The following is a 21,181-nucleotide window of genomic DNA, read 5'->3' on the forward strand; positions in this document are numbered from 1 at the left end:
CCATGCATTTTCTCGATAATCCGCCGCCGTTCCTGTTCTTCACCGGCAAGGGTGGCGTCGGCAAGACCTCGATCGCGTGTGCTAGCGCGCTGCGTCTGGCGCGCGCCGGCAAACGGGTGCTGCTGGTGAGCACCGACCCGGCGTCCAATGTGGGGCAGGTGTTCGGCCAGACCATCGGCCACGCCATCTGCCCGATCGCGGCGGTGGACAGGCTGTTTGCGCTGGAGATCGACCCGCAGGCGGCCGCGCAAGTCTACCGCGACCGCATCGTCGGCCCGGTGAAAAACGTGCTGCCCGCAGCGGTGGTCAGGGGCATCGAGGAACAACTGTCCGGCGCCTGCACTACCGAGATCGCCGCCTTCGACGAATTCACCGCGCTGCTGACCAACCCCGCGCTGATTGCGGACTACGACCACATCGTGTTCGACACCGCGCCGACCGGCCACACCATCCGCCTGCTGCAACTACCGGGCGCCTGGTCGGGCTTTCTCGACGCCAACCCGGACGGCGCCTCGTGCCTGGGGCCGCTGTCCGGCCTTGAAAAGCAGCGTACGCAATACCACGCGGCGGTCGACGCGCTGGCCGACCCGGCCAGGACCCGGCTGGTGTTGGTCGCGCGTGCACAAGCATCGACGCTGCGAGAAGTGGCGCGCACCCACCAAGAGCTGGCCGCCATCGGCCTTGGCCAGCAGCATCTGGTCATCAACGGCGTGTTCCCGGCGGAAGAAGCCGGCGACGACGCGCTGGCGCAGGCGATTGTCCGTCGTGAGGCGGCGGCGCTTGCCCAACTGCCCGCCGCTTTGGCAGCGTTGCCGCAGGACCGCCTGCCGCTCAAGCCGTTCAATCTGGTTGGCCTGGCTGCCTTGGAGGCTTTGCTGTCCGACGCAGTGCAGCCAGGTGCGGTGCCGGCAACGGTGGCTCCGCTACCGGCCGGCACGTCCACGCTCGCGCAACTGGTCGACGGCATTGCCGCTGCCGGCCATGGTCTGGTGATGGTGATGGGCAAAGGCGGCGTGGGCAAGACCACCATCGCGGCGGCGGTGGCGGTCGAACTGGCGCGGCGCGGCCTGCCGGTGCACCTGACCACCTCCGACCCGGCGGCGCATCTGGGCGAGACGCTGGGCGAGGCGGTGCCTGCGCTCACGGTCAGCCGCATCGACCCGCTGGCCGAGACCGCGCGCTACCGCGATGAGGTGCTGGCGAGCAAGGGCAGGGATCTGGACGCGGCGGGTCGCGCGCTGCTGGAAGAAGACCTGCGCTCGCCGTGCACCGAGGAGATCGCGGTGTTCCAGGCGTTCTCGCGGGTAATCCGCGAGGCCGGGCGCAAGTTCGTGGTGATGGACACCGCGCCGACCGGCCACACCCTGCTGCTGCTGGACGCCACCGGCGCCTACCACCGCGACATGGTGCGCCAGATGGGCGACAAGGGCCTGCACTTCGTCACGCCGATGATGCAGTTGCAGGACCCGGCGCGCACCAAGGTGCTGATCGCGACGCTGGCCGAGACCACGCCGGTGCTGGAAGCCGCCGCCTTGCAGGCCGACCTCATGCGCGCCGGTATCACGCCGTGGGCGTGGGTGGTCAACCAGAGCGTCGCCGCCGCCGGCGCGCGCTCGCCCTTGCTGGCGAGGCGTGCGCAAAACGAGGCGCGTGAAATCGACGCGGTGCTGACCCGGCACGCCACACATGTGGCACTGCTGCCCCTTCTGGCTCAAGAACCGGTCGGCGCCGATGCGCTGGCCGCACTCGCCCGGGCAAACTGAGTGGCATGGGCTCCGTGCCATGCGCGGAGCACCTATTGATGAATGCGCGGCGGTACCTTGTCGCCGTGCGTTGCAGAAAGATTAAGCATGTTTTCGTTTTCCACGGCGTCGCTGCAGTCTGCGGCGTCAATGTTCGTGTTTTTGGCACTGGAGCTGTCGCTGCTGTTCGTGCTGATCAGCTTTGCCGTCGCTCTTATCCAGCACCAGCTGCCAGCCGGCAAGGTGCAGTCGCTGCTCAGCAGCAAGAAGGGGAGCGGCTATCTGACCGCTGCCGCCATCGGTTCGGTTACGCCGTTTTGCAGCTGCTCGACCATCCCGATGCTGAACGGCCTGCTGCGCGCCGGCGCAGGCTTCGGGCCGACCATGACCTTCTTGTTCGTGTCGCCGTTGCTCAACCCTATCGTGGTCGGGTTGCTGTGGATGACCTTCGGCTGGAAGGTGACGCTGGTCTATATGGCGGCGACGCTGCTGGTCTCGCTGTTGGCCGGCGTGCTGCTTGAGCGCCTGAACTTCGGGCGCTACGTGAAGCAGACCGCACCCAAGGCGAGTGCGTGCTGTTCCACAAAACCGTCGGTAGAACCCGAGACCGCCTGCTGCTCGCCCAAGCCGGTAGCATCCAAAGCTTCCTGCTGCTCGCCCAAGCCGGCCCAAGCAGCCCGGCCGTCCAAGAAGAAGATGCCTTGGCGGCAACTGTGGCGCGAAGCGCTGGGTCAATTCCGCGCGGTGTTCCCCTACCTGATGTTGGGGGTCGCCATCGGAGCGTTCACCTACGGCTTCATTCCCTCCGAGTGGATCGCCGCACACACCGGCAACGACAAGCCGCTGGCCGTCCCGCTGGCGGCGGTGGCCGGCATTCCGCTCTATCTGCGTGCCGAGACGCTGATCCCGATGGCGTCGATGTTTGCGCTCAAGGGCATGGGGCTGGGGGCGCTGATGGCGCTGATCATCGGTGGTGCCGGCGCCAGCCTGACCGAACTGATCCTGCTCAAGGCGCTGTTCCGCAAACAGATCCTCGTCGCCTTCGTGGTGGTGATCATCGGTACCGCCGTGTCGGCGGGCTATTTGTTTACCGCGCTAGGCCCTTGGCTGGCCTGATTTATTCACTCGATACCTGACCTGGACGCACAACCATGAGTACAACAAGCCAACGCCTGTCCTTTCTCGACCGCTACCTGACGCTGTGGATCTTCGCCGCGATGGCGCTGGGCATCGTGCTGGGCATCCTCATCCCCGGCTTTGCCGAGACGCTTAACAGCCTGTCGCTCGGCTCGACCAATATCCCGATCGCCATCGGCCTGATCGTGATGATGTACCCGCCGCTGGCTCGTGTGCATTACGAAGATTTGCCGCGGGTGTTCGCCGACAAGCGCATGCTGGCGCTGTCGCTCATGCAGAACTGGGTCATCGGCCCGGCGCTGATGTTCGCGCTGGCGGTGATCTTCCTGCGAGACCAGCCCGAGTACATGACCGGAGTGATCCTGATTGGACTCGCGCGCTGCATCGCGATGGTGATCGTGTGGAACCAGCTCGCGCGCGGCGACAACCAGTACGTCGCAGGCCTAGTCGCGTTCAACTCGATCTTCCAGATCCTGTTCTTCAGCGTGTTCGCCTGGTTTTACCTCTCGGTACTGCCACCGCTGTTCGGCTTGCAGGGACAGGTGATCGCCGTCGGCTTCACCACCATCGCCGAGGCGGTGCTGGTGTATCTGGGTATCCCGTTCGCTGCCGGCTACCTGACCCGCAAGCTACTCATCGCGCGCCGCGGCAACGACTGGTACGAGACGCGCTTTTTGCCGAAGATCAGCCCGCTGACGCTGGTGGCGCTGTTGCTCACCATCGTCGCCATGTTCAGTCTGAAGGGTGCCGACGTGGTTCGCCTGCCGCTGGATGCGCTGCGCATCGCGCTGCCGCTGATGATTTATTTTGTGGTGATGTTCTTTGTCAGCTTCCTGATGGGGCGGCTGATTGGCGAGGACTACGCCAAGACCACGGCCATGAGCTTCACCGCCGCCAGCAACAACTTCGAACTGGCGATCGCGGTGGCCATCGCCGCCTTCGGCCTAGCCAGCCCGGTCGCCTTTGCCGCGGTGATCGGCCCACTGGTCGAGGTACCGGTGCTGATCCTGCTGGTGAACGCGGCCTTGTGGATGGGCCGTCGCTGGTTTGTCGGGCGCGGCGCGCCGTCGTGAGCGCATTCAGGCGATGCAGGCGGGTGACCCCCGAAAGGGCTGGCGTGGCTGCCGGCAGGCAGGCTTCATGGCGCCTGATTTAAATTCATAATTCGAATTACAAAATCGTTTTATATTATTTTTCAATATATGCGATTCGTTCAGAATGGAGCTTCCAAAAGACATAAACAGGGAGTGATCCATGAAGCCGTTTACCCAGAAACTTCTCGCGTCCTTGCTGGCGCTGTCGCTGGTGGGCACTGCTGCCGCCGAGGCCACCTTGCTCAACGTGTCGTACGACCCGACCCGCGAGCTGTACAAGGACATCAACCAGGGCTTTGCCGCGCAGTGGCAGAAGAAGACCGGCGAGACGCTGACCATCAAGCAGTCGCACGGCGGCTCGGGTAAGCAGGCCCGTTCGGTGATCGACGGGCTGGAAGCCGACGTGGTGACGCTGGCCCTGGCCTCCGACATCGACGCGATCGCCAGTCAGGCCAAACTGCTGCCGGCCAACTGGCAAAAGCGGCTGCCGCAGAACAGCACGCCGTTCACCTCGACCATCGTGTTTCTCGTCCGCAAGGACAACCCGAAGCAGATCAAGACCTGGAGCGACCTGGTGAAGCCCGGCGTGCAAGTGATCACCCCGAACCCGAAAACGTCCGGCGGTGCACGCTGGAACTACCTCGCCGCCTACGCGTGGGCACTCAAGCAGCCAGGCGCCACCGAGGCATCTGCGCAGGCTTACCTGAAAAAGCTCTACGCCAACGTGCCGGTGCTGGACACCGGCGCGCGCGGTTCGACCATGACCTTCGTGCAGCGCGGAATCGGCGACGTGCTGCTGGCTTGGGAGAACGAGGCGCTGCTGGCCAAGCAGGAACTCGGGCCGGACAAGGTCGACATCATCGTGCCGCCCTTGTCGATCAAGGCCGAGCCGCCGGTTGCGGTAGTTGACCAGGTCGTCGACAAGCGCGGTACCCGCAAGCAGGCCGAAGCCTACCTGAAGTACCTGTACACACCGGACGCGCAGCGTGCCGCCGCCAAGCACTATTACCGGCCGACCGATCCGGCCGTGGCACGCGAAAGCGCCGCCGCCTTCCCCAAGGTCAAGCTGGTGACCGTCGACCAGTTGGGCGGCTGGACGGCATTGCAAGCCAGGCACTTCAACGATGGCGGCGTGTTCGACCGCATCACGACCCGCAAATAAGGGCGTCCCGCGCTGCGACGATGGATTCGGCAATGCGGAGGCCGGCTGGACGAAGGCTGGCAGCTACGGTTTTGACATGATCCCGCTGCGGCGAGATTTTTCTTGTCTGGGGGCCGGGCAGACTTGAGCACCGCACCTTGACGCGCGCGGAGGCCCTGAAGTGGGGGGGGGCGAGCCGGCGGCGCTGCAGGGTTCACGCCGTGCGGGCGGCAGCGCAGTGGAGCGCGGTTGAAAGACGTCAAAATCGGCCAAGCTCGCTGCCGTGCTTTTTTATATTTTCTTTATACCCCCTGTTAAACAATTAGCATTTTTTTAGCGCGCGCTCTCATACAGTTCAACTGCCAATTTCGTATGAGAGGAACATCATGCAAGACCTTATCTGGCTGACGGGAGCAGGGCTGCTGTATCTGGCCGCCTACGGCCTGACCGCCGCCTACGACAGTTTGATGTTCAGGAGGGCGCCATGAATCTGATGATGTGGCTGTCCGGAGCCATGGCGCTGGGCTTGGGTGTCTGGCTGGTATACGCGCTCCTGAACGCGGAGGACATCTAAGATGATTTCCTTCTCCTTGTTGATGGCGCTGTTCATGGCGCTGCTCACCCTGAGCGTGCGGCCTATGGGCGCCTGGATGGCTCCGCTGGCCGCCGGCAGTCTGCCATCGCGATGGCAGGCACTCGATGCGTGGCTGCTCAAGCTGTTCGGTGTTGACGGACGAGGCATGAACTGGCGCGAATATGCGCTGGCGGTGCTGACGTTCAGCCTGCTGGGGCTGCTGGCTCTGTATGCGCTGCAGCGACTGCAGGGCGTGTTGCCACTCAATCCGCAGCAGATGGGGGCAGTGGAGGCCGGTTCGGCATTCAATACCGCGGTGAGCTTCGTCACCAATACAAACTGGCAGGGTTATGCCGGTGAAAGCACCATGAGTTACCTCACCCAGATGCTGGGTCTGGCAGTTCAGAACTTTCTGTCCGCCGCGACGGGCATTGCCGTGGCGTTTGCGCTGATGCGGGGTTTTGCCCGCCGCGAAAGCGCCGATCTTGGCAACTTCTGGGCCGATGTGCTGCGTGTGTCGGTATACCTGCTGCTGCCCTTGTCCTGTGTGCTGGCCCTGCTGCTGGTCAGCCAGGGGGTGCTGCAGAATCTGTCCGGCTACATCAGCTTCACGGGGCTGTCCGGCCAGGTGCAGACGCTGGCCATGGGGCCGGTGGCCTCGCAGGAAGCCATCAAGATGCTGGGCACCAATGGTGGCGGCTTCTTTAACGCCAACTCGGCACACCCGTTCGAAAATCCGAGCGACCTATCCAACCTGCTGCAGATGCTGGCCATCTTCCTGATTCCGGCCGGGCTCACGCATACCTTTGGCCGTATGGTGGGCGACAAGCGTCAGGGCTGGGCCATTTACCTTGCCATGAGCGTGATGTTCGTGGCCGCAGCCTACGCGCTTGCGTACTTCGAGCTGCAGGGCAACCCGCTGCTGACGGCTCTGGGCGTAGAGAGCGTTGCCGGCAACATGGAGGGCAAAGAAATCCGCTTTGGCGTGGTCGGCAGTGCGCTGTTTGCCACCATTACGACCGCCGCCAGCTGTGGTGCAGTGAACGCGATGCACGACTCTTTTACCGCGCTGGGCGGCATGGTGCCGATGTGGCTGATGCAGCTAGGCGAGGTGGTGTTCGGCGGGGTGGGTTCCGGTCTGTACGGCATGCTGATCTTCGCCGTATTGGCTGTTTTTATTGCCGGCCTGATGGTTGGCAGAACACCTGAATATCTTGGCAAGAAGATCGAAGCTTTCGAGATGAAAATGGTGGCGCTGGTCATTCTGGTAACGCCCCTGCTGGTATTGCTGGGCACCGCAGTCGCCGTCGTGGCGGCACCAGGGCTGGCAGGACTGGCCAACCCGGGCGCACACGGTTTTTCCGAAGTGTTGTACGCGTTTTCATCCGCCGCCAACAACAACGGCAGCGCATTTGCCGGCCTGTCTGCCAATACGGCGTTCTACAACGCGCTACTGGGTATTGCCATGTGGTTCGGCCGCTTCGCCATCATCGTGCCCGTGCTGGCTCTGGCCGGTTCATTGGCCGCCAAGAAAACACTGCCGCAGACCGCGGGGAGCATGCCCACCCATGGTGCTTTGTTCGTCGCGCTGCTGGTCGGCAGCGTGCTGCTGGTCGGTGCACTGACCTATCTGCCGGCCCTGGCGCTGGGGCCGATTGTCGAGCACCTGACCATCTGGTCCGGCCGTTAGGAGAGCCAACATGAGTCACAAGAAAATGGTTTTGCCGCTGTTCGACGCGCAGTTGTTGCGTCCTGCCCTGCTCGACAGCGTGCGTAAGCTGGCACCGCGCGAGCAACTGAAAAATCCGGTGATGTTCGTGGTGTACCTGGGCAGCATGCTGTGCAGCGTACTGTGGGTGATGGCCTTGCTGGGAAAGGGCGACGCGCCGGCTTGGCTTACCGGCAGCATCGCAGTGTGGCTGTGGTTCACCGTCCTGTTCGCCAACTTTGCGGAAGCGCTGGCCGAAGGACGCAGCAAGGCCCAGGCCGCGAGCCTGAAAGGGCTGCGCCAGGCCACTTGGGCCAAGAAATTGGCGGCACCGCATTGCCATGGCGCCAAGCTCGCGCTGGTGGAGTCTACCGATCTGCGCAAGGGCGACGTTGTCGTAGTACAGGCCGGTGAGGTGATTCCCTGCGACGGCGAGGTGATCGAAGGCATTGCCTCGGTCGACGAGTCGGCCATTACTGGCGAGTCGGCGCCGGTGATTCGCGAGTCCGGCGGCGATTTCAGCTCGGTGACCGGCGGCACCCGCGTGCTGTCCGACTGGATCGTGGTGCGCGCCACCGTCAACCCGGGCGAGACCTTTATCGACCGCATGATCGCCATGGTGGAAGGAGCCAAGCGGCGCAAGACGCCGAATGAGGTCGCGCTGACCATTCTGCTGCTGGCGTTGACCCTGGTATTCCTGCTGGTGACGGTGACGCTGCTGCCGTTCTCGGTGTATAGCGTGGACGCTGCCGGTAGCGGCGAGGTGATCTCGCTGCCGGTGCTGCTGGCGCTGCTGGTATGCCTGATCCCGACCACCATCGGCGGCTTGTTGTCAGCCATTGGCGTGGCCGGCATGAGCCGGCTGATGGCGGCCAACGTCATCGCCACTTCCGGCCGTGCGGTGGAGGCGGCCGGCGACGTGGATGTGTTGCTGCTGGACAAGACTGGCACGATTACCTTCGGCAACCGCCAGGCATCGGCCTTCCTGCCGGCTCCCGGCATCAGTCAGAACCAGTTGGCGGAAGCCGCCTGGCTGGCCTCGCTGGCGGACGATACCCCGGAAGGCAAGAGCATCGTATTGCTGGCGCAGCAGCAAACCCGCGCCGTGGCCCCGCGCCACGACGGCGTGCTGAGCGAAAGCCAACTGGGGCAGGGCACCTTGCAGGCGCTGCACCAGGGTCTGGAACCGCCCGGGGCCAGCTTCGTTCCGTTCACCGCACAATCGCGCATGTCCGGTGTCAACGTGGCCGGGCGCCAGATCCGCAAGGGGGCGGTGGACGCCATCCGCCGCTATGCGGAAATGCTGGGCGGCACGCTGGAAGACGCTGTTAACAGCGCCGCCGACAAGGTGGCCAGCCGTGGCAGTACGCCGCTGGTGGTGGCCGAAGGGGCCCGGGTGCTGGGCGTGGTGGAACTCAAGGACGTGGTGAAACCTGGCATCCGCGAACGTTTCGCCCAACTGCGGCAGATGGGGATCAAGACAGTGATGATTACCGGCGACAACCGGCTCACCGCTGCCGCCATTGCCGCCGAAGCCGGGGTAGACGACTTTCTGGCCGAGGCCACTCCGGAAAACAAGCTGAAGATGATTCGCGACTACCAGGCGCGCGGCCAGCTGGTCGCCATGACTGGCGACGGCACCAACGATGCGCCCGCGCTGGCGCAGGCCGATGTGGCGGTGGCGATGAACAGCGGTACCCAGGCAGCACGTGAGGCGGCCAATATGGTGGATCTGGATTCCAGCCCCACCAAGCTGATCGAAGTGGTGGAAATCGGCAAGCAGATGCTGATGACGCGTGGGGCGCTGACGACCTTCAGCCTGGCCAACGACGTGGCCAAGTACTTCGCCATCATTCCGGCTGCCTTTGCCGCCACCTATCCACAACTGGGCTTGCTCAACGTGATGCAGCTGGCCAGTCCCGCTTCGGCATTGCTGTCGGCGGTGATCTTCAATGCGCTGATCATCATCGCGTTGATCCCGCTGGCGCTCAGGGGGGTGCGTTACCGGGCGTTGGGGGCTGATGCGCTGCTCAAGCGCAACCTGCTGGTCTATGGCTTGGGTGGCCTGTTGCTGCCTTTCGTCGGCATCAAGCTGATCGACCTGATCCTGGTTGCATTGGGGCTGGTGTAAACAGCATGCGGTCCGTCACGGCGGACGCTGCATAAGGAGCAAGAGCATGAATATCGCAATCGAACAGCAACAGGGCCGCGACAAGGCTGGTGTGTGGGGGCCGGCGGCACGGATGCTGCTTGGGCTGAGTCTGCTGCTGGGCATCGCCTATCCGTTGGCGGTGACCGGCGTGGCGCAAGTGCTGATGCCGCATGCGGCAAACGGCTCGCTGATCGTCAAGGATGGCAAGACCGTCGGCTCGGCGCTGATCGGCCAGAATTTCCAGCGGGCCGATGAATTCTGGAGCCGGCCGTCCGCCACCGGCGGCAGTGCCTACAATGGCGCCGGCTCGGGCGGCAGCAACCTGGGCCCGTCCAACCCGGCGCTGCACAAGGTCGTGGCGGAACGCATCGCCGCGCTGAAGGCGGCCGGGCCGGTGCCGGTCGGGCCCGTGCCGCAGGATCTGGTCACGGCCTCCGCCAGCGGTCTTGACCCGCATATCAGCCTGGCGGCGGCGCTGTACCAGATTCCGCGGGTGGCACAGCAGCGCAAGCTCGATGCAGCCAGGCTGCGCGCGCTCATCGATGCCCATACCGAGCATGGCTGGTTCGGCGATAATGCCCGTGTCAACGTGCTGCAACTGAATATGGCGCTGCCGCGCTGAACCGCCAGATGCAATAGCCGGCCTGCAGCCGCCTTTGACGCGGCGTGCGGGCCTTTTCCGTGCATGCCATCAATTTTGAACCGATGTAACCGATCATGACTGACGACGATCGCCGCCCCGATCCAGATGCTTTGCTCGCCTCGTTGCCGCCTGCGCGTGGGCGACTCAAGCTGTTCTTTGGTGCCGCACCCGGCGTGGGCAAAACCTACGCCATGCTGGCCGAGGCGCAGGAGAAGCGTGCCGCGGGCCTGGATGTGGTGGTTGGCTGGGTGGATACGCACGGCCGCGCCGAGACCGAGGCGATGCTGTCCGGGCTGGAGCAGTTGCCACGCCTCAAGCGTGAACATCGGGATTGCGAACTGGATGCTTTCGACCTGGATGCCGCGCTGGCGAGGCGGCCTGCCATCCTCGTGGTCGACGAACTGCCGCACAGCAACGCCCCCGGCTGCCGCCACCCCAAGCGCTGGCAGGACGTAGAAGAGTTGCTGGCTGCAGGTATCGACGTATACAGCGCGATGAACGTGCAGCATCTGGATAGCCTCAACGATGTGGTCAGCCGCGTCACGGGCGTGGTGGTGAGCGAGACCGTGCCGGACCATGTGTTCGATCAAGCCGATGAAGTGCGGCTGGTGGACTTGCCGCCGGACGATCTGCTGCAAAGGTTGGCCGCCGGCAAGGTCTACCTGCCCGAAGTGGCGCAGCGCGCCGCCGCCAACTTTTTCCGCAAGGGAAACCTGATCGCGCTGCGCGAACTGGCACTGCGACGGCTGGCAGACCGGGTGGACAGCCAGATCCGCGCTCAGCGTGCGATCCAGGACCACACGCCGGTTTCCGGCAGCAACTTCGGACTGTTGCTGTTGATCGATGATGACGGCAACGAGGACGCTATCCGGCAGTGCGCCCGGCTGGCGCGGGCGCTGGAAGCGCCGTGGCACGCGATATGGCTGGACGATGGTCGCCAGCATGACGCCGTGCACGATCAGGTGCAGGCGGCGTTGAAGCTGGCTGCCGAGCAGGGGGCCGTCACGCTGGTGCAGTCCGGTCGGGACAACGCCCGCCTGCTGGCCGATTACGTGCGGCGCCACAATCTGTCGCTGCTGGCTTTGCACCGGCAGTCGTATCCGACACGGCTGTTGAGGACGTTAAAGCGGCAGGTGCCAGAACTACACGTGCTGCTGCTGGCCTCCCCGGACAGGCACACGGACCGCAAGCCTTTGCGTCTGGGTTGGCCATTGCGGGGCTGGTGGCAGACCGTGTTGCTGTGTCTGCTGGTGACTGTGGTGGCGTTGCCGTTGCGCGGCCTCTTGGAGCCGGCCAACCAGGTGATGCTGTATTTGCTTGTGGTGCTGTGGAGTGCAGTGCGTTATGGCCGGGCTCCGGCGGCACTGGCCGCCGTGCTGGCGGTGGGCTTGTTCGATTTCTTTCTGGTGCCGCCCTATCTCACTTTTGCGGTGTCCGATGTGCAGTACCTGATCACCTTTGCGGTGATGCTGGTCGTCGGCCTGGTGGCCGGGCAACTGGTCGCCAGCCAGCGGCAGAGCGCCGATATGGCTCAGCAGCGCGAGGCGCATACCCGCATCCTGTTCGAGTTATCGCGCGATTTGGGCCAGGCGCTGCTCGAAGAGCAGGTCGGGGAGGCTACGGCGCGCTACCTGCACAGCGGCTTGGGCGCGCGCATCGACCTGTGGCGACCGGTGGGGGAGGACGATCACTTGCAGCCGCAGCAGCAGAGCCTGCCAGGGACGGATAGTGCCATCGTGCGCTGGTGTTTCGACCACGGAGAGGCCGCCGGGCAGGGCACCACCACTTTGCCCAACTCTCCGCTGCTGTACCTGCCGCTGAAGGCGCCGATGCGCACGCGTGGGGTGCTGGTGCTGTCGTTGCCGCAGCCGGCGCAGCTATCCGACTTCGCTACCCGCCGGCTGTGCGAGGCCGTGGCCGCATTGGCGGCGCAGACGCTGGAACGACTGCATTACATCGATGTGGCGCAGCAGACGCTGCTGAATATGGAGGCCGAACGCATGCGCCATTCCTTGCTGGCCGCGTTGTCGCACGACCTGCGCACGCCACTTACCGCCCTGACCGGCAACACCGAGACCTTGGCACGCAAGCTGCAGCGTGCGGGTTCTCCGTTTTCCGACGACGTGTTGCTGCTACAGCAGCAGGGTCAGCGCATTGCGCGGCTGGTGACCAACCTGCTGGAGATGGCTCAACTGCAAGTCGGCAGCATGACTCTGAAAAAGGAGTGGTTGCCGGTGGAGGAACTGGTGGGCGGTGCGATCGCCGCGCTGGGCGGTGCGCTGGACGGGCATATCCTGCGTACAGACATCGAACCGGACTGTCCTCTGATCCATGGCGACCCGGTACTGCTGGAGCGGCTGCTGGTGAACCTGGTGGAGAATGCGGCCAAGTACAGCCGTGCCGGCAGTGAGATCCGTATCCGTTGCGCCGGAGAGAACGGCTGCATCGTGCTGCGGGTTGCTGACCAAGGCGTCGGCTTACCGCCAGGCGACATTGGCTGGCTGTTCCACGCCTTTAGCCGTGGGAACCGCGAATCCAGCGTCAGCGGGGTAGGGCTTGGTCTGGCGATATGCCGTACCATTGCCGATGCGCACGAGGCGAGGCTGGAGGCCGAGAACCTGCCAGGGGGAGGTGCCTGCTTCACCCTGACGCTGCCGTTGCTGGCGCAGCCGTCGCTGGATTTTCCGCAGGAGAACTGAATTGGGCATCGCTTCCACCGTGTTGATCGTCGAAGACGATGTCGCCATTCGGCGCTTCGTGCGTGCTGCGCTGGAGGAGGAAGGCCTGCAGGTGGTCGAGGCGGGGACCATGTCGCGCGGGCTGATTGAAGCCGCTACCCGTCAGCCGGATCTGATCATCCTTGACCTGGGGTTGCCGGACGGTAACGGCATCAACCTGTTGAAGGACCTGCGTGGTTGGGCCAGCGTGCCGGTCATCGTGTTGTCGGCACGTGTGGGCGAGACCGATAAGATTCAGGCGCTCGACGCCGGCGCCGACGACTACCTGACCAAGCCCTTCAGCATCGGCGAGTTGCAGGCACGGGTTCGCGCCCAATTGCGGCGGCACGCCAGCCGCAATGGCGCTGTGCAAAGCAGTCTGGAGCGCTTCGGCGCGGTGGAGGTGGATCTGCTCAACCGCACCGTGACGCGCAACGGCGCGCCGCTGCACCTGACCAAGCTGGAATATCGGCTGCTTTCCACGCTGATCGCCCACCGGGGCAAGGTACTGACCCATCGCCAACTGTTGAACGAGGTGTGGGGGCCAGCCTATATCGAGCACACCCATTACCTGCGCATCTATATGACTCATCTGCGGCAGAAGGTTGAGGACAACGCTTCGCAGCCGCGTTGGCTGCTGACTGAAACCGGCATCGGCTACCGGTTGGCAGCGGAGTAGTCCGCCGCACGGGTGGCGGTGACTGCATGCCCAGTAGTGCTGCAATACAGCATGGCATCTTGCTGACGTGAGCGGGTAGGAATATGCTCCGCGCAAATGCTGATGCCATGCTGTTTTGTGTGGCAGGCTTATTCTCCTTCCTGCCTCCAAGGATGCTCATGCAGTCCACCCACAATAAAGCCACGTTTGGCATCACGCTGGCGGCTCTAGGCGTTGTCTATGGCGACATTGGCACCAGTCCGCTGTACACCCTGAAAGAGTGTTTCAACATTGGCGCGCTGCCGCTGCAACCGGCGAATATCCTTGGCATCCTGTCCCTGGTGTTCTGGGCCATCCTGCTGGTGGTCACCTGCAAGTACGTCATGCTTGTGTTGCGCGCTGACAAGAAGGGCGAAGGCGGCATCATGGTTTTGATGGCGCAGTCCTGGGCCTATCTGAGCCGCAAGTCCCGTCGCAAGGCCATGCTGCTTGGTTTGATTGGCGCCTCCTTGTTCTACGGCGACGCCATCATCACGCCAGCCATGTCCGTGCTGTCTGCTGCAGAAGGGTTGAAGCTGGTCAGCCCGACGCTCGACCCCTATGTGCTTCCCCTGGCCCTCGTCATCCTGATCGCGCTCTTCCTGATCCAGAAGCACGGCACCGCCAGTGTTGGCAAACTGTTCGGGCCGATCATCGTGGTCTGGTTTACCGTGCTTGGGCTGTGGGGGACGCTGGCGATTGTGCAACGCCCTGAAGTGCTGCTGGCGGCTAATCCCTGGTATGCGATCAACTTTTTGCTGACGCACGGTTGGGCCGCTTTTCTGCCGCTAGGCGCGGTGGTATTGGCTCTGACCGGGGCGGAGGCACTGTACGCAGACATGGGGCATTTCGGCAGGAAACCGATCGAGATCGCCTGGCTGGGCCTGGTCATGCCCGGGCTGCTGCTCAATTATTTTGGCCAGGGGGCCTTGCTGTTGGCCAACCCGAGCGCGATTGAAAACCCGTTTTACTTGCTGGCACCCAAATGGGGGCTACTGCCGATGATCGGCTTGGCCACGGCGGCCACCATCATCGCGTCGCAAGCCGTCATCTCGGGCGCCTACTCGCTGAGCCAGCAGGCCATCCAGCTGGGCTTCAGTCCGCGCATGTCCATCCAGCACACTTCTGACCGTGAGATTGGCCAGATCTACATGCCGTTCGTCAACTGGGCGCTGCTGGCTGCGGTGATCGTGGTCATCGTCGGCTTCAAGTCCTCGGCGAATCTCGCGGCGGCCTATGGCATCGCCGTGACCGGCACCATGGTCATCACCACCATGCTGCTATACGTCGTCATGCGCTTGAATTGGCGCTGGCCCCTGTGGCTGGCTGGCAGCGTGACGGCGCTCTTCTTGTGCATTGACTTGGTGTTTTTCTCCTCCAACCTGCTGAAAGTGGCGCACGGGGGCTGGCTGCCGCTGTTGATCGGCATTGTGATACTCGTGTTGTTCCTGACCTGGAAACGCGGACGCGAGCTGCTGATGCAGCGGCTGGACGAGCAGGCCATTCCGCTGGAGAGCTTCATCGAGAATATGGAGGTATCGTCGCCGACCCGCGTACCAGGCACGGCCGTCTTCATGACCAGCTCTAGCCATGGCGTGCCCCATGCGCTGCTGCACAACCTCAAGCACAACAAAGTGCTGCACGATCGTATCGTGCTGCTGACCGTACGCACCCGTGAAGAGCCCTTTGTGGCGCCCGCTGACCGGCTGGCCGTCAAACGCTTGTCGGCGTCGTTCTGGCAAGTCATCGCCGAATACGGGTACAAGGAGACCCCCAACGTCAACGAACTGCTTGAGCTTGCCGAGGTGCATGGTCTCGCCTTCGAGGTGATGGATACTTCGTTCTTCCTGTCGCGCGAATCGCTGATTTCGACCGAACGCCCCGGCATGGCACGCTGGCGAGAAAAGCTGTTCGTGTGGATGAGCAAGAATGCCCTCAAGGCAACGGACTTTTTCCAGATCCCCGCCAACCGTGTCGTCGAGCTGGGCTCTCAGATCGAGTTGTAAGGTTGGCGAACTTAGGAGGAGTGCTCCGACAAGAAATTTTGTCGGCACTCCTTGCCTGCAACAGTGCCGGTTACCGGTCGGTGACCGCCCAGATCCATCGGATCTTCTGACTGCTCGTCCCTAGCCTGCGGCTTCATCTCGTGCCAGTGATCAGCCCTTCAATACGCCTGCAGTGCCCCGTCCAAAATGGCCAGTGCTTACCGGGCTGCGAAGTCCTGCAAATCGTGGGCAATCTCTTGCCACTGTTCGGTGCAGATCGGGACCCTGGCCAGATAGCGGACAAAAAAGGCGCCTTCTGCGGCCAGAAAGGCCATACGCAGATGCCTTTCTTCGTCGGTTTTCGCCGAGAAGTCACCCATGCGGTCTGCGTACCAGTGCATGACTCCATCCATCCTGCTGTCGGTGCTCGCCAGTGCGGCGAGCGTCGCAGCCAGGCGACTGTTCGCATCTTCAGGCGGAGCAAGCATGGTCTGGATGTGGGCACGAACTCGATCACGCAAAGTGGGGGTTTCACCCGCACGTTGTTCAAACGCCATCCTCTCCTGCTGCAACCATCGCTCAAGCAGTGCCTCGATCATGCCTTCCCGGCTGGCGAACACCGATTGCACCGTGGCCTTGGAAAGACCGGAGGTCGTCGCCACCGCGCCGAACGAGAGACCGGAGGGGCCCGAGGTGAACACGACTTGCTCGACGGAGTCCAGTAAGCGCTCACGGTCTACGGTTCGGGGTCTCGTCACTTTTCATTGCTCCGCTGTCTTGTTACGATACGATCGTATCTTAACAGGGAAGTGCCTGCGATGTTCATGAGCTGGATTTACCTTTTTCTTGCCGGCCTTCTTGAAATAGGCTGGCCAATCGGCCTGAAAATGGCACAGGATCCCGCTACGCGGGTTCTTGGCATCGCCACGGCGATTTTTTTCATGGCAGCAAGCGGAGCCCTGCTCTGGCTATCCCAGAGGCACATCCCGATTGGTACCGCGTATGCGGTCTGGACTGGCATCGGAGGCGCAGGGACTTTCCTTGTCGGGGTGCTGTATTACGGTGACCCGGCAACTTTTGCCCGCTTCATGGGCGTCGGGCTGATCATCGCCGGAGTCGTGACGCTCAAATTGGCGCACTAAGTTACACGGCAAGCTGCCAGCTTGCCCTGGCACCAAGCAACAAACCGCCCCGCAGGCGCTCCCTGCGGGGCGGTTCCATTCAAGCCAGCAACAACCGCGGGGCTGTTCACACGATTGAATCTTCTTGCGCCCGTCGCCGACGGCTGAGCGGTAGTGTCAGCAGGCTCTGGAGGGCGGCAAGAACGTGGCTTTTCGATGGACTCCACCACCTTGCATGCGAAGAGGCGGCCGGCAGTGGCATTGCGGTGTCTGTACAGTTTCCGCGCTCACCTTTGTGGCGGTTTTTGCATTTCGGCTGCGCGGAAAATTTTGCAGGAGGGGAAGGGCGGCCGGTGTGGAGGCTTATGCAGCGTGCGGGTGCGCGCAGAAGGGGGGGGCGCTGCTGGCCTGCGGGGTAGCGTCTTCCAAAAGTAAGCCGCTGAGTAACCAGCTAGGGATTTTTTGAGCCGGAAACGGACAAGGGCTTGCGCTGTGTAAACGCAAGCCCTTGATTTATCTGGCGCACCCGACAGGGATCGAACCTGTGACCTTCAGCTTCGGAAACTGACACTCTATCCAACTGAGCTACGGATGCTGTGCTATCGAGGCGCGATGATAGCCCAGCTTCTTCCTACAGTCCAGCATGGTTTTCTTTCCTTGCAGATGCAGTTTGCGTATAATTGCCGGCGATTGTAATTGTCATTTTATTTCTCCAGGCGAGGCTGTATGAGCAACGAAAACAAGATGGCTCCCGCACAGATCATCAAGGTGCTGGTAGGCATCATCGTCTTTGTCGTGGTGGCGATTTACCTCCTGGCCAAGCTGGCCACCAGCGGCTTTGACGTCAACGCCGAAGTCATGACCAAGGAAGCCGTGGCCGCCCGCCTGAAGCCGGTCGGCGACTCCGTCGCCGGCGACCCGCCGGGCTCGCGTACCGGCGAGGGCATCTACAAGGCGCTATGCGCGTCGTGCCACGCGGCTGGCCTGGCCGGCTCGCCCAAGTTCGGCGACGCCGCGGCCTGGGCGCCGCGCATCGCGCAGGGCGAGGCAACGCTGTTCACCCACGCGATCAATGGCTTCAACGCGATGCCGGCGCGCGGTGGTGGTGCCGACCTGACCGACGACGAAGTGAAGCGCGCGGTGGTGTACATCGCCAACAATTCCGGTGCCAAGTTCGCCGAGCCGGCCGCCGGTGCCGCCGCGGGCGCTTCCGCGCCGGCCGGTGCCGTGGCGGCCGCCGACCCGGCGGTGGTCGGCAAGAAGATTTACGACTCGGCTTGCGTTGCCTGCCACGCGGCAGGGGTTGCCGGTGCGCCGAAGTTCGGCGACAAGGCCGCGTGGGCGCCGCGCATCGCCAAGGGCGAGGACGCGCTGGTCGCCTCCGGCATCAAGGGTCTGAACGCGATGCCGCCCAAGGGCACCTTCGCCGGCCCGGACGCCGAATTCAAGGCCGCCGTGCAGTACATGGTGAACGCCGCCAAGTAAGGCTGCTTTGCCAGAGAAAACGCCGCGCATCGCGCGGCGTTTTCTATTTGGGCGAGAGAGGCGGCTTCAGTCGCGCTTCTTGGCGTCCAACAGCGCGCTGAGGTTGGCCAGCCGGCTCTTGCCTTCCTGCTTGCTGACCAGGGGCTCGGCGCCCGGGCGGCCGAAGTGGCGCAGGTCGCCCTCGCCGATCTCGCTGATGAAGCGCGAGGGGTCGACGAACTGCCACTCGCCGGCGCGCTTCCTCTTCACGCAGTAGCTGAGGGTCAGGCTCCTCTGCGCGCGGGTGATGCCGACGTACATCAGCCGGCGTTCTTCCTCGACCATGCCGTTGTCGACCGACTCGCTGTGCGGCAGGATGCCTTCCTCGCAGCCGACCAGGAACACGTGCGGGTATTCGAGCCCCTTGGAGGCGTGCAGCGTCGACATCTTCACCGCGTCGACCTCGCCCTCGTCGCGTCCCTCGAGCATGGTGATCAGCGCGATGGTCTGCGTGAGCTCGATCAGGTTCTTGTTGTCCTCGTCGCCCTTGCGGGTCAGCCACGCGGCCAGCTCCAGCACGTTCTTCCACTTGTTCTCGGCGGCGCGCGGGCTGTCCTCACTGTCGTACAGCCACGCCTCGTAGCCGATCGCAGCGAGCATCTCGAGGATCAGCGCGCCGGCGCCCTCGCGCAGCGCGCGCATCTTCAGCGCGTCGATGAAGGCGCAGAACTGGGTCAGCGGCTCGAGCTGCGCCGCCTGTACCTGGCTCTGGAAGCCGGTCTCGTGCGCGGCGGCGAACAGGCTGACCTGGCGCTGGCCGGCCCACGCGCCGAGCTTCTCCAGCGTCACCGCGCCGACGCCGCGCTTGGGCGTGGTCAGCGCGCGGATGAAGGCCGGGTCGTCGTCCGGGTTGGTGATCAGCCGCATATAGGACAGCACGTCCTTGATCTCGGGCTTGTCGAAGAAGCTCTGCCCGCCGGCCATCTGGTACGGCACCTTGTGCGTGCGCAGCGCCTGCTCGAAGATGCGCGCCTGGTAGTTGCCGCGGTAGAGGATCGCGTAGTCCTTGAAGTCGGTGCGGCACTCGAACTTGTGCGCCAGCAGCCGCTGTACCACCGCTTCCGCCTCGTGCTCCTCGTCCTTGCACTGCACGACGTGGATGGGCTCGCCCAGGCCCAGTTCGCTCCATAGCTGTTTTTCAAACAGCTTGGGGTTGTTGGCGATCACCGAGTTGGCCGCGCGCAGGATGCGCACCGTCGAGCGGTAGTTCTGCTCGAGCTTGATGATCTTGAGTTTGGGGAAGTCCTGCTGCAACAGGCGCAAGTTCTCCATATTGGCGCCGCGCCACGCGTAGATGCTCTGGTCGTCGTCGCCAACCGCGGTGAACATGCCGCGCACGCCGGTGAGCAGCTTCACCAGCCGGTACTGGCAGGTGTTGGTGTCCTGGTATTCGTCGAGCAGCAGGTAGCGCAGCTTGTTCTGCCACTTGCCAAGCACCTCGGGGAAGCGCTCGAACAGCTCGACCGGCAGCCGGATCAGGTCGTCGAAGTCGACCGCCTGGTAGGCGGCCAGCGTTGCCTGGTAGGAGAGGTAGGTGCGCGCGCACACCGACTCCCACTCGTTGCTGGCATCCAGCAGCACCTGGTCTGGCGTCTTGAAGTCGTTCTTCCACAGCGAGATCTGGCTCTGCACCCTGCGCACCTCGTCCTTGGCGGTGCTTTTCAGGATGTCAGAGATGATCTTGCCCGCGTCGTAAGCGTCGAGGATGGAGAACTGCGGCTTGTAGCCGAGGTGCGGCGCCTCCTGGCGCAGGATCTGCATGCCCAGCGAGTGGAAGGTCGACACGGTCAGCCCGCGGATTTCCTCGGACGACAACAGCTTGGCCGCACGTTCCATCATCTCGCGCGCCGCCTTGTTGGTGAAGGTGATCGCCGCGATATTGCGCGCGCTGATGCCGCCCTCGCGGATCAGGTGCGCGATCTTGAAGGTGATCACCCGCGTCTTGCCCGAGCCTGCGCCGGCGAGCACGAGCAGGGGGCCGTCCAGGTAGTGGATGGCTTCGCGTTGCGGAGGGTTGAGCAGGGCGGACATCGGCGGGCGGGAGAGGTGGTGCGGGTGGGCATTCTAGCACGCCCCCTTGCGGTATCATGGCCACAGACAAACGACTCCCGCTTGCAAGGCCTGCCATGTCCACCTACGCCATCGGCGATATCCAGGGTTGCTACCAGCCCCTGCTCGACTTGTTGCAACGCATCGACTTCAGCCCGTCGCGCGACACGCTGTGGCTGACCGGTGACCTGGTCAACCGCGGGCCGGGCTCGCTCGACGTGCTGCGCTGGGCGTTCCGCCACCAGGATTCGCTGCACATGGTGCTCGGCAACCACGACCTGCACCTCTTGGCCGTGGCCGAGGGCTACGGCCGCTTGGGCAAGAGCGACACCCTCACGCCCATCCTCGACGCATCCGACGGCAAGCTGATGCTCGACTGGCTGCGCTGCCAGCCGCTGATGCTGTACGACGGCGAGTGGGCGATGGTGCACGCGGGCCTGTTGCCGCAGTGGGACATCGAGAAGGCGCTCGACCTGGCCGAAGAAGTCGAGGAGACGCTTGCCGGCAAGGACTACCGGCGTTTCCTCTCCAGGATGTACGGCAACAAGCCCGCGCGCTGGAGCGACGAGCTGCGCGGCGTCGACCGCATGCGTTTGACGGTCAACGCGATGACGCGGATGCGGCTGATCGGGCGCGACGGCGAGATCGACTTTGCGTTCAAGGGCGAACTGGCGGACGCGCCGGCCAACCTTGTGCCCTGGTTTGACGCGCCGGGACGCAAGAGCGCCGGCACGCCTATCGTGTGCGGGCACTGGTCGGCGCTCGGCCTGCGGCTGGAAGAAGACGTGTGCGCGATCGACAGCGGCTGCCTGTGGGGTGGCAGCCTGACCGCGCTCAGGCTGGAGGACAGGCAGGTGTTCGCCCAGCCTTGCCCGGCGTTCCGCTCTATCGGCTGAT

General features: G+C 63.8%; 16 protein-coding genes and 1 tRNA gene. 14 read left to right on the forward strand and 3 right to left on the reverse strand.

The annotated features are described in order from the left end of the window. The first annotated feature begins 2 nt into the window (after nt 1-2). The 11 genes from arsA to GZH52_RS10685 all read left to right on the forward strand — a co-directional run bounded on the left by arsA (nt 3) and on the right by GZH52_RS10685 (nt 15,611). Nucleotides 3-1,763: an arsenical pump-driving ATPase gene (gene arsA / locus GZH52_RS10635; protein ID WP_163316449.1), complete on the forward strand. Its 1,761-nt coding sequence runs from the start codon at nt 3-5 to the stop codon at nt 1,761-1,763. A gap of 87 nt (nt 1,764-1,850) precedes the next feature. After that, nucleotides 1,851-2,858 carry a permease gene (locus tag GZH52_RS10640; RefSeq protein WP_163316450.1) on the forward strand — a complete coding sequence of 336 codons (1,008 nt, stop codon included), beginning with the start codon at nt 1,851-1,853 and terminating at the stop codon, nt 2,856-2,858. A gap of 35 nt (nt 2,859-2,893) precedes the next feature. Beyond that, nucleotides 2,894-3,952: an ACR3 family arsenite efflux transporter gene (gene arsB, locus GZH52_RS10645; RefSeq protein ID WP_163316451.1), complete on the forward strand. Its 1,059-nt coding sequence runs from the start codon at nt 2,894-2,896 to the stop codon at nt 3,950-3,952. Nucleotides 3,953-4,133: 181 nt separating this feature from the next. After that, nucleotides 4,134-5,135 carry a sulfate ABC transporter substrate-binding protein gene (locus GZH52_RS10650; RefSeq protein WP_163316452.1) on the forward strand — a complete coding sequence of 334 codons (1,002 nt, stop codon included), beginning with the start codon at nt 4,134-4,136 and terminating at the stop codon, nt 5,133-5,135. Nucleotides 5,136-5,598: 463 nt separating this feature from the next. Beyond that, nucleotides 5,599-5,688, forward strand: coding sequence for a K(+)-transporting ATPase subunit F (kdpF, locus tag GZH52_RS10655; protein ID WP_163316453.1), 90 nt, complete (start codon nt 5,599-5,601; stop codon nt 5,686-5,688). Nucleotide 5,689: 1 nt separating this feature from the next. Beyond that, entirely contained in the window at nt 5,690-7,378 is a 1,689-nt protein-coding gene (gene kdpA, locus GZH52_RS10660; RefSeq protein WP_163316454.1) for a potassium-transporting ATPase subunit KdpA, read from the forward strand. Between the two features lie 10 nt (nt 7,379-7,388). Continuing rightward, nucleotides 7,389-9,527, forward strand: coding sequence for a potassium-transporting ATPase subunit KdpB (kdpB, locus tag GZH52_RS10665; RefSeq protein WP_163316455.1), 2,139 nt, complete (start codon nt 7,389-7,391; stop codon nt 9,525-9,527). A 46-nt stretch (nt 9,528-9,573) separates the two neighbouring features. After that, nucleotides 9,574-10,170, forward strand: coding sequence for a potassium-transporting ATPase subunit KdpC (kdpC, locus tag GZH52_RS10670; RefSeq protein ID WP_163316456.1), 597 nt, complete (start codon nt 9,574-9,576; stop codon nt 10,168-10,170). A gap of 95 nt (nt 10,171-10,265) precedes the next feature. Continuing rightward, on the forward strand, nt 10,266-12,890 hold the full coding sequence (locus GZH52_RS10675; RefSeq protein ID WP_163316457.1) for a DUF4118 domain-containing protein: 2,625 nt from the start codon (nt 10,266-10,268) through the stop codon (nt 12,888-12,890). A gap of 1 nt (nt 12,891) precedes the next feature. Further along, on the forward strand, nt 12,892-13,587 hold the full coding sequence (gene kdpE / locus GZH52_RS10680) for a two-component system response regulator KdpE (protein ID WP_203525717.1): 696 nt from the start codon (nt 12,892-12,894) through the stop codon (nt 13,585-13,587). Between the two features lie 158 nt (nt 13,588-13,745). Then, complete coding sequence (locus GZH52_RS10685) at nt 13,746-15,611, forward strand: potassium transporter Kup (RefSeq protein ID WP_163316458.1); 1,866 nt, start codon at nt 13,746-13,748, stop codon at nt 15,609-15,611. A 197-nt stretch (nt 15,612-15,808) separates the two neighbouring features. On the opposite strand, the gene GZH52_RS16840 is transcribed toward GZH52_RS10685, so the two are convergent. Continuing rightward, nucleotides 15,809-16,291: a hypothetical protein gene (locus GZH52_RS16840; protein WP_203525718.1), complete on the reverse strand. Its 483-nt coding sequence runs from the start codon at nt 16,289-16,291 to the stop codon at nt 15,809-15,811. 117 nt (nt 16,292-16,408) lie between these two features. Between GZH52_RS16840 and GZH52_RS10695 the strand changes: the two genes are divergently transcribed. Next, complete coding sequence (locus GZH52_RS10695; protein ID WP_432417435.1) at nt 16,409-16,732, forward strand: DMT family transporter; 324 nt, start codon at nt 16,409-16,411, stop codon at nt 16,730-16,732. Between the two features lie 497 nt (nt 16,733-17,229). Here the strand turns inward: GZH52_RS10695 and GZH52_RS10700 are convergent. After that, nucleotides 17,230-17,306 (reverse strand) — tRNA-Arg (locus GZH52_RS10700). Between the two features lie 131 nt (nt 17,307-17,437). Here GZH52_RS10700 and GZH52_RS10705 point away from each other — a divergent pair. Beyond that, nucleotides 17,438-18,196 (forward strand): c-type cytochrome, encoded by a 759-nt coding sequence (locus GZH52_RS10705; RefSeq protein WP_163316460.1) that lies wholly within the window; start codon nt 17,438-17,440, stop codon nt 18,194-18,196. A 66-nt stretch (nt 18,197-18,262) separates the two neighbouring features. On the opposite strand, the gene rep is transcribed toward GZH52_RS10705, so the two are convergent. After that, nucleotides 18,263-20,266: a DNA helicase Rep gene (gene rep / locus GZH52_RS10710; protein WP_163316461.1), complete on the reverse strand. Its 2,004-nt coding sequence runs from the start codon at nt 20,264-20,266 to the stop codon at nt 18,263-18,265. Between the two features lie 95 nt (nt 20,267-20,361). Here rep and GZH52_RS10715 point away from each other — a divergent pair, with 95 nt between their 5' ends. Beyond that, on the forward strand, nt 20,362-21,180 hold the full coding sequence (locus GZH52_RS10715) for a symmetrical bis(5'-nucleosyl)-tetraphosphatase (RefSeq protein WP_163316462.1): 819 nt from the start codon (nt 20,362-20,364) through the stop codon (nt 21,178-21,180). Nucleotide 21,181: the final 1 nt, after the last annotated feature.

Source organism: Crenobacter caeni, assembly GCF_010435965.1.
Classification (GTDB): Bacteria; Pseudomonadota; Gammaproteobacteria; order Burkholderiales; family Chromobacteriaceae; genus Craterilacuibacter; species Craterilacuibacter caeni.

What these genes read in the sequence shown, in the direction of transcription:
- kdpC (WP_163316456.1), top strand. Translation starts at nt 9,574, where the DNA reads ATGAATATCGCAATCGAACAGCAACAGGGCCGCGACAAGGCTGGTGTG.
- kdpA (WP_163316454.1), top strand. Translation starts at nt 5,690, where the DNA reads ATGATTTCCTTCTCCTTGTTGATGGCGCTGTTCATGGCGCTGCTCACC.
- arsA (WP_163316449.1), top strand. Translation starts at nt 3, where the DNA reads ATGCATTTTCTCGATAATCCGCCGCCGTTCCTGTTCTTCACCGGCAAG.
- kdpF (WP_163316453.1), top strand. Translation starts at nt 5,599, where the DNA reads ATGAATCTGATGATGTGGCTGTCCGGAGCCATGGCGCTGGGCTTGGGT.
- rep (WP_163316461.1), bottom strand. Translation starts at nt 20,266, where the DNA reads ATGTCCGCCCTGCTCAACCCTCCGCAACGCGAAGCCATCCACTACCTG.
- GZH52_RS10715 (WP_163316462.1), top strand. Translation starts at nt 20,362, where the DNA reads ATGTCCACCTACGCCATCGGCGATATCCAGGGTTGCTACCAGCCCCTG.
- arsB (WP_163316451.1), top strand. Translation starts at nt 2,894, where the DNA reads ATGAGTACAACAAGCCAACGCCTGTCCTTTCTCGACCGCTACCTGACG.
- GZH52_RS10640 (WP_163316450.1), top strand. Translation starts at nt 1,851, where the DNA reads ATGTTTTCGTTTTCCACGGCGTCGCTGCAGTCTGCGGCGTCAATGTTC.
- GZH52_RS10650 (WP_163316452.1), top strand. Translation starts at nt 4,134, where the DNA reads ATGAAGCCGTTTACCCAGAAACTTCTCGCGTCCTTGCTGGCGCTGTCG.
- kdpB (WP_163316455.1), top strand. Translation starts at nt 7,389, where the DNA reads ATGAGTCACAAGAAAATGGTTTTGCCGCTGTTCGACGCGCAGTTGTTG.
- GZH52_RS10705 (WP_163316460.1), top strand. Translation starts at nt 17,438, where the DNA reads ATGAGCAACGAAAACAAGATGGCTCCCGCACAGATCATCAAGGTGCTG.
- GZH52_RS10695 (WP_432417435.1), top strand. Translation starts at nt 16,409, where the DNA reads ATGTTCATGAGCTGGATTTACCTTTTTCTTGCCGGCCTTCTTGAAATA.
- GZH52_RS10675 (WP_163316457.1), top strand. Translation starts at nt 10,266, where the DNA reads ATGACTGACGACGATCGCCGCCCCGATCCAGATGCTTTGCTCGCCTCG.
- GZH52_RS10685 (WP_163316458.1), top strand. Translation starts at nt 13,746, where the DNA reads ATGCAGTCCACCCACAATAAAGCCACGTTTGGCATCACGCTGGCGGCT.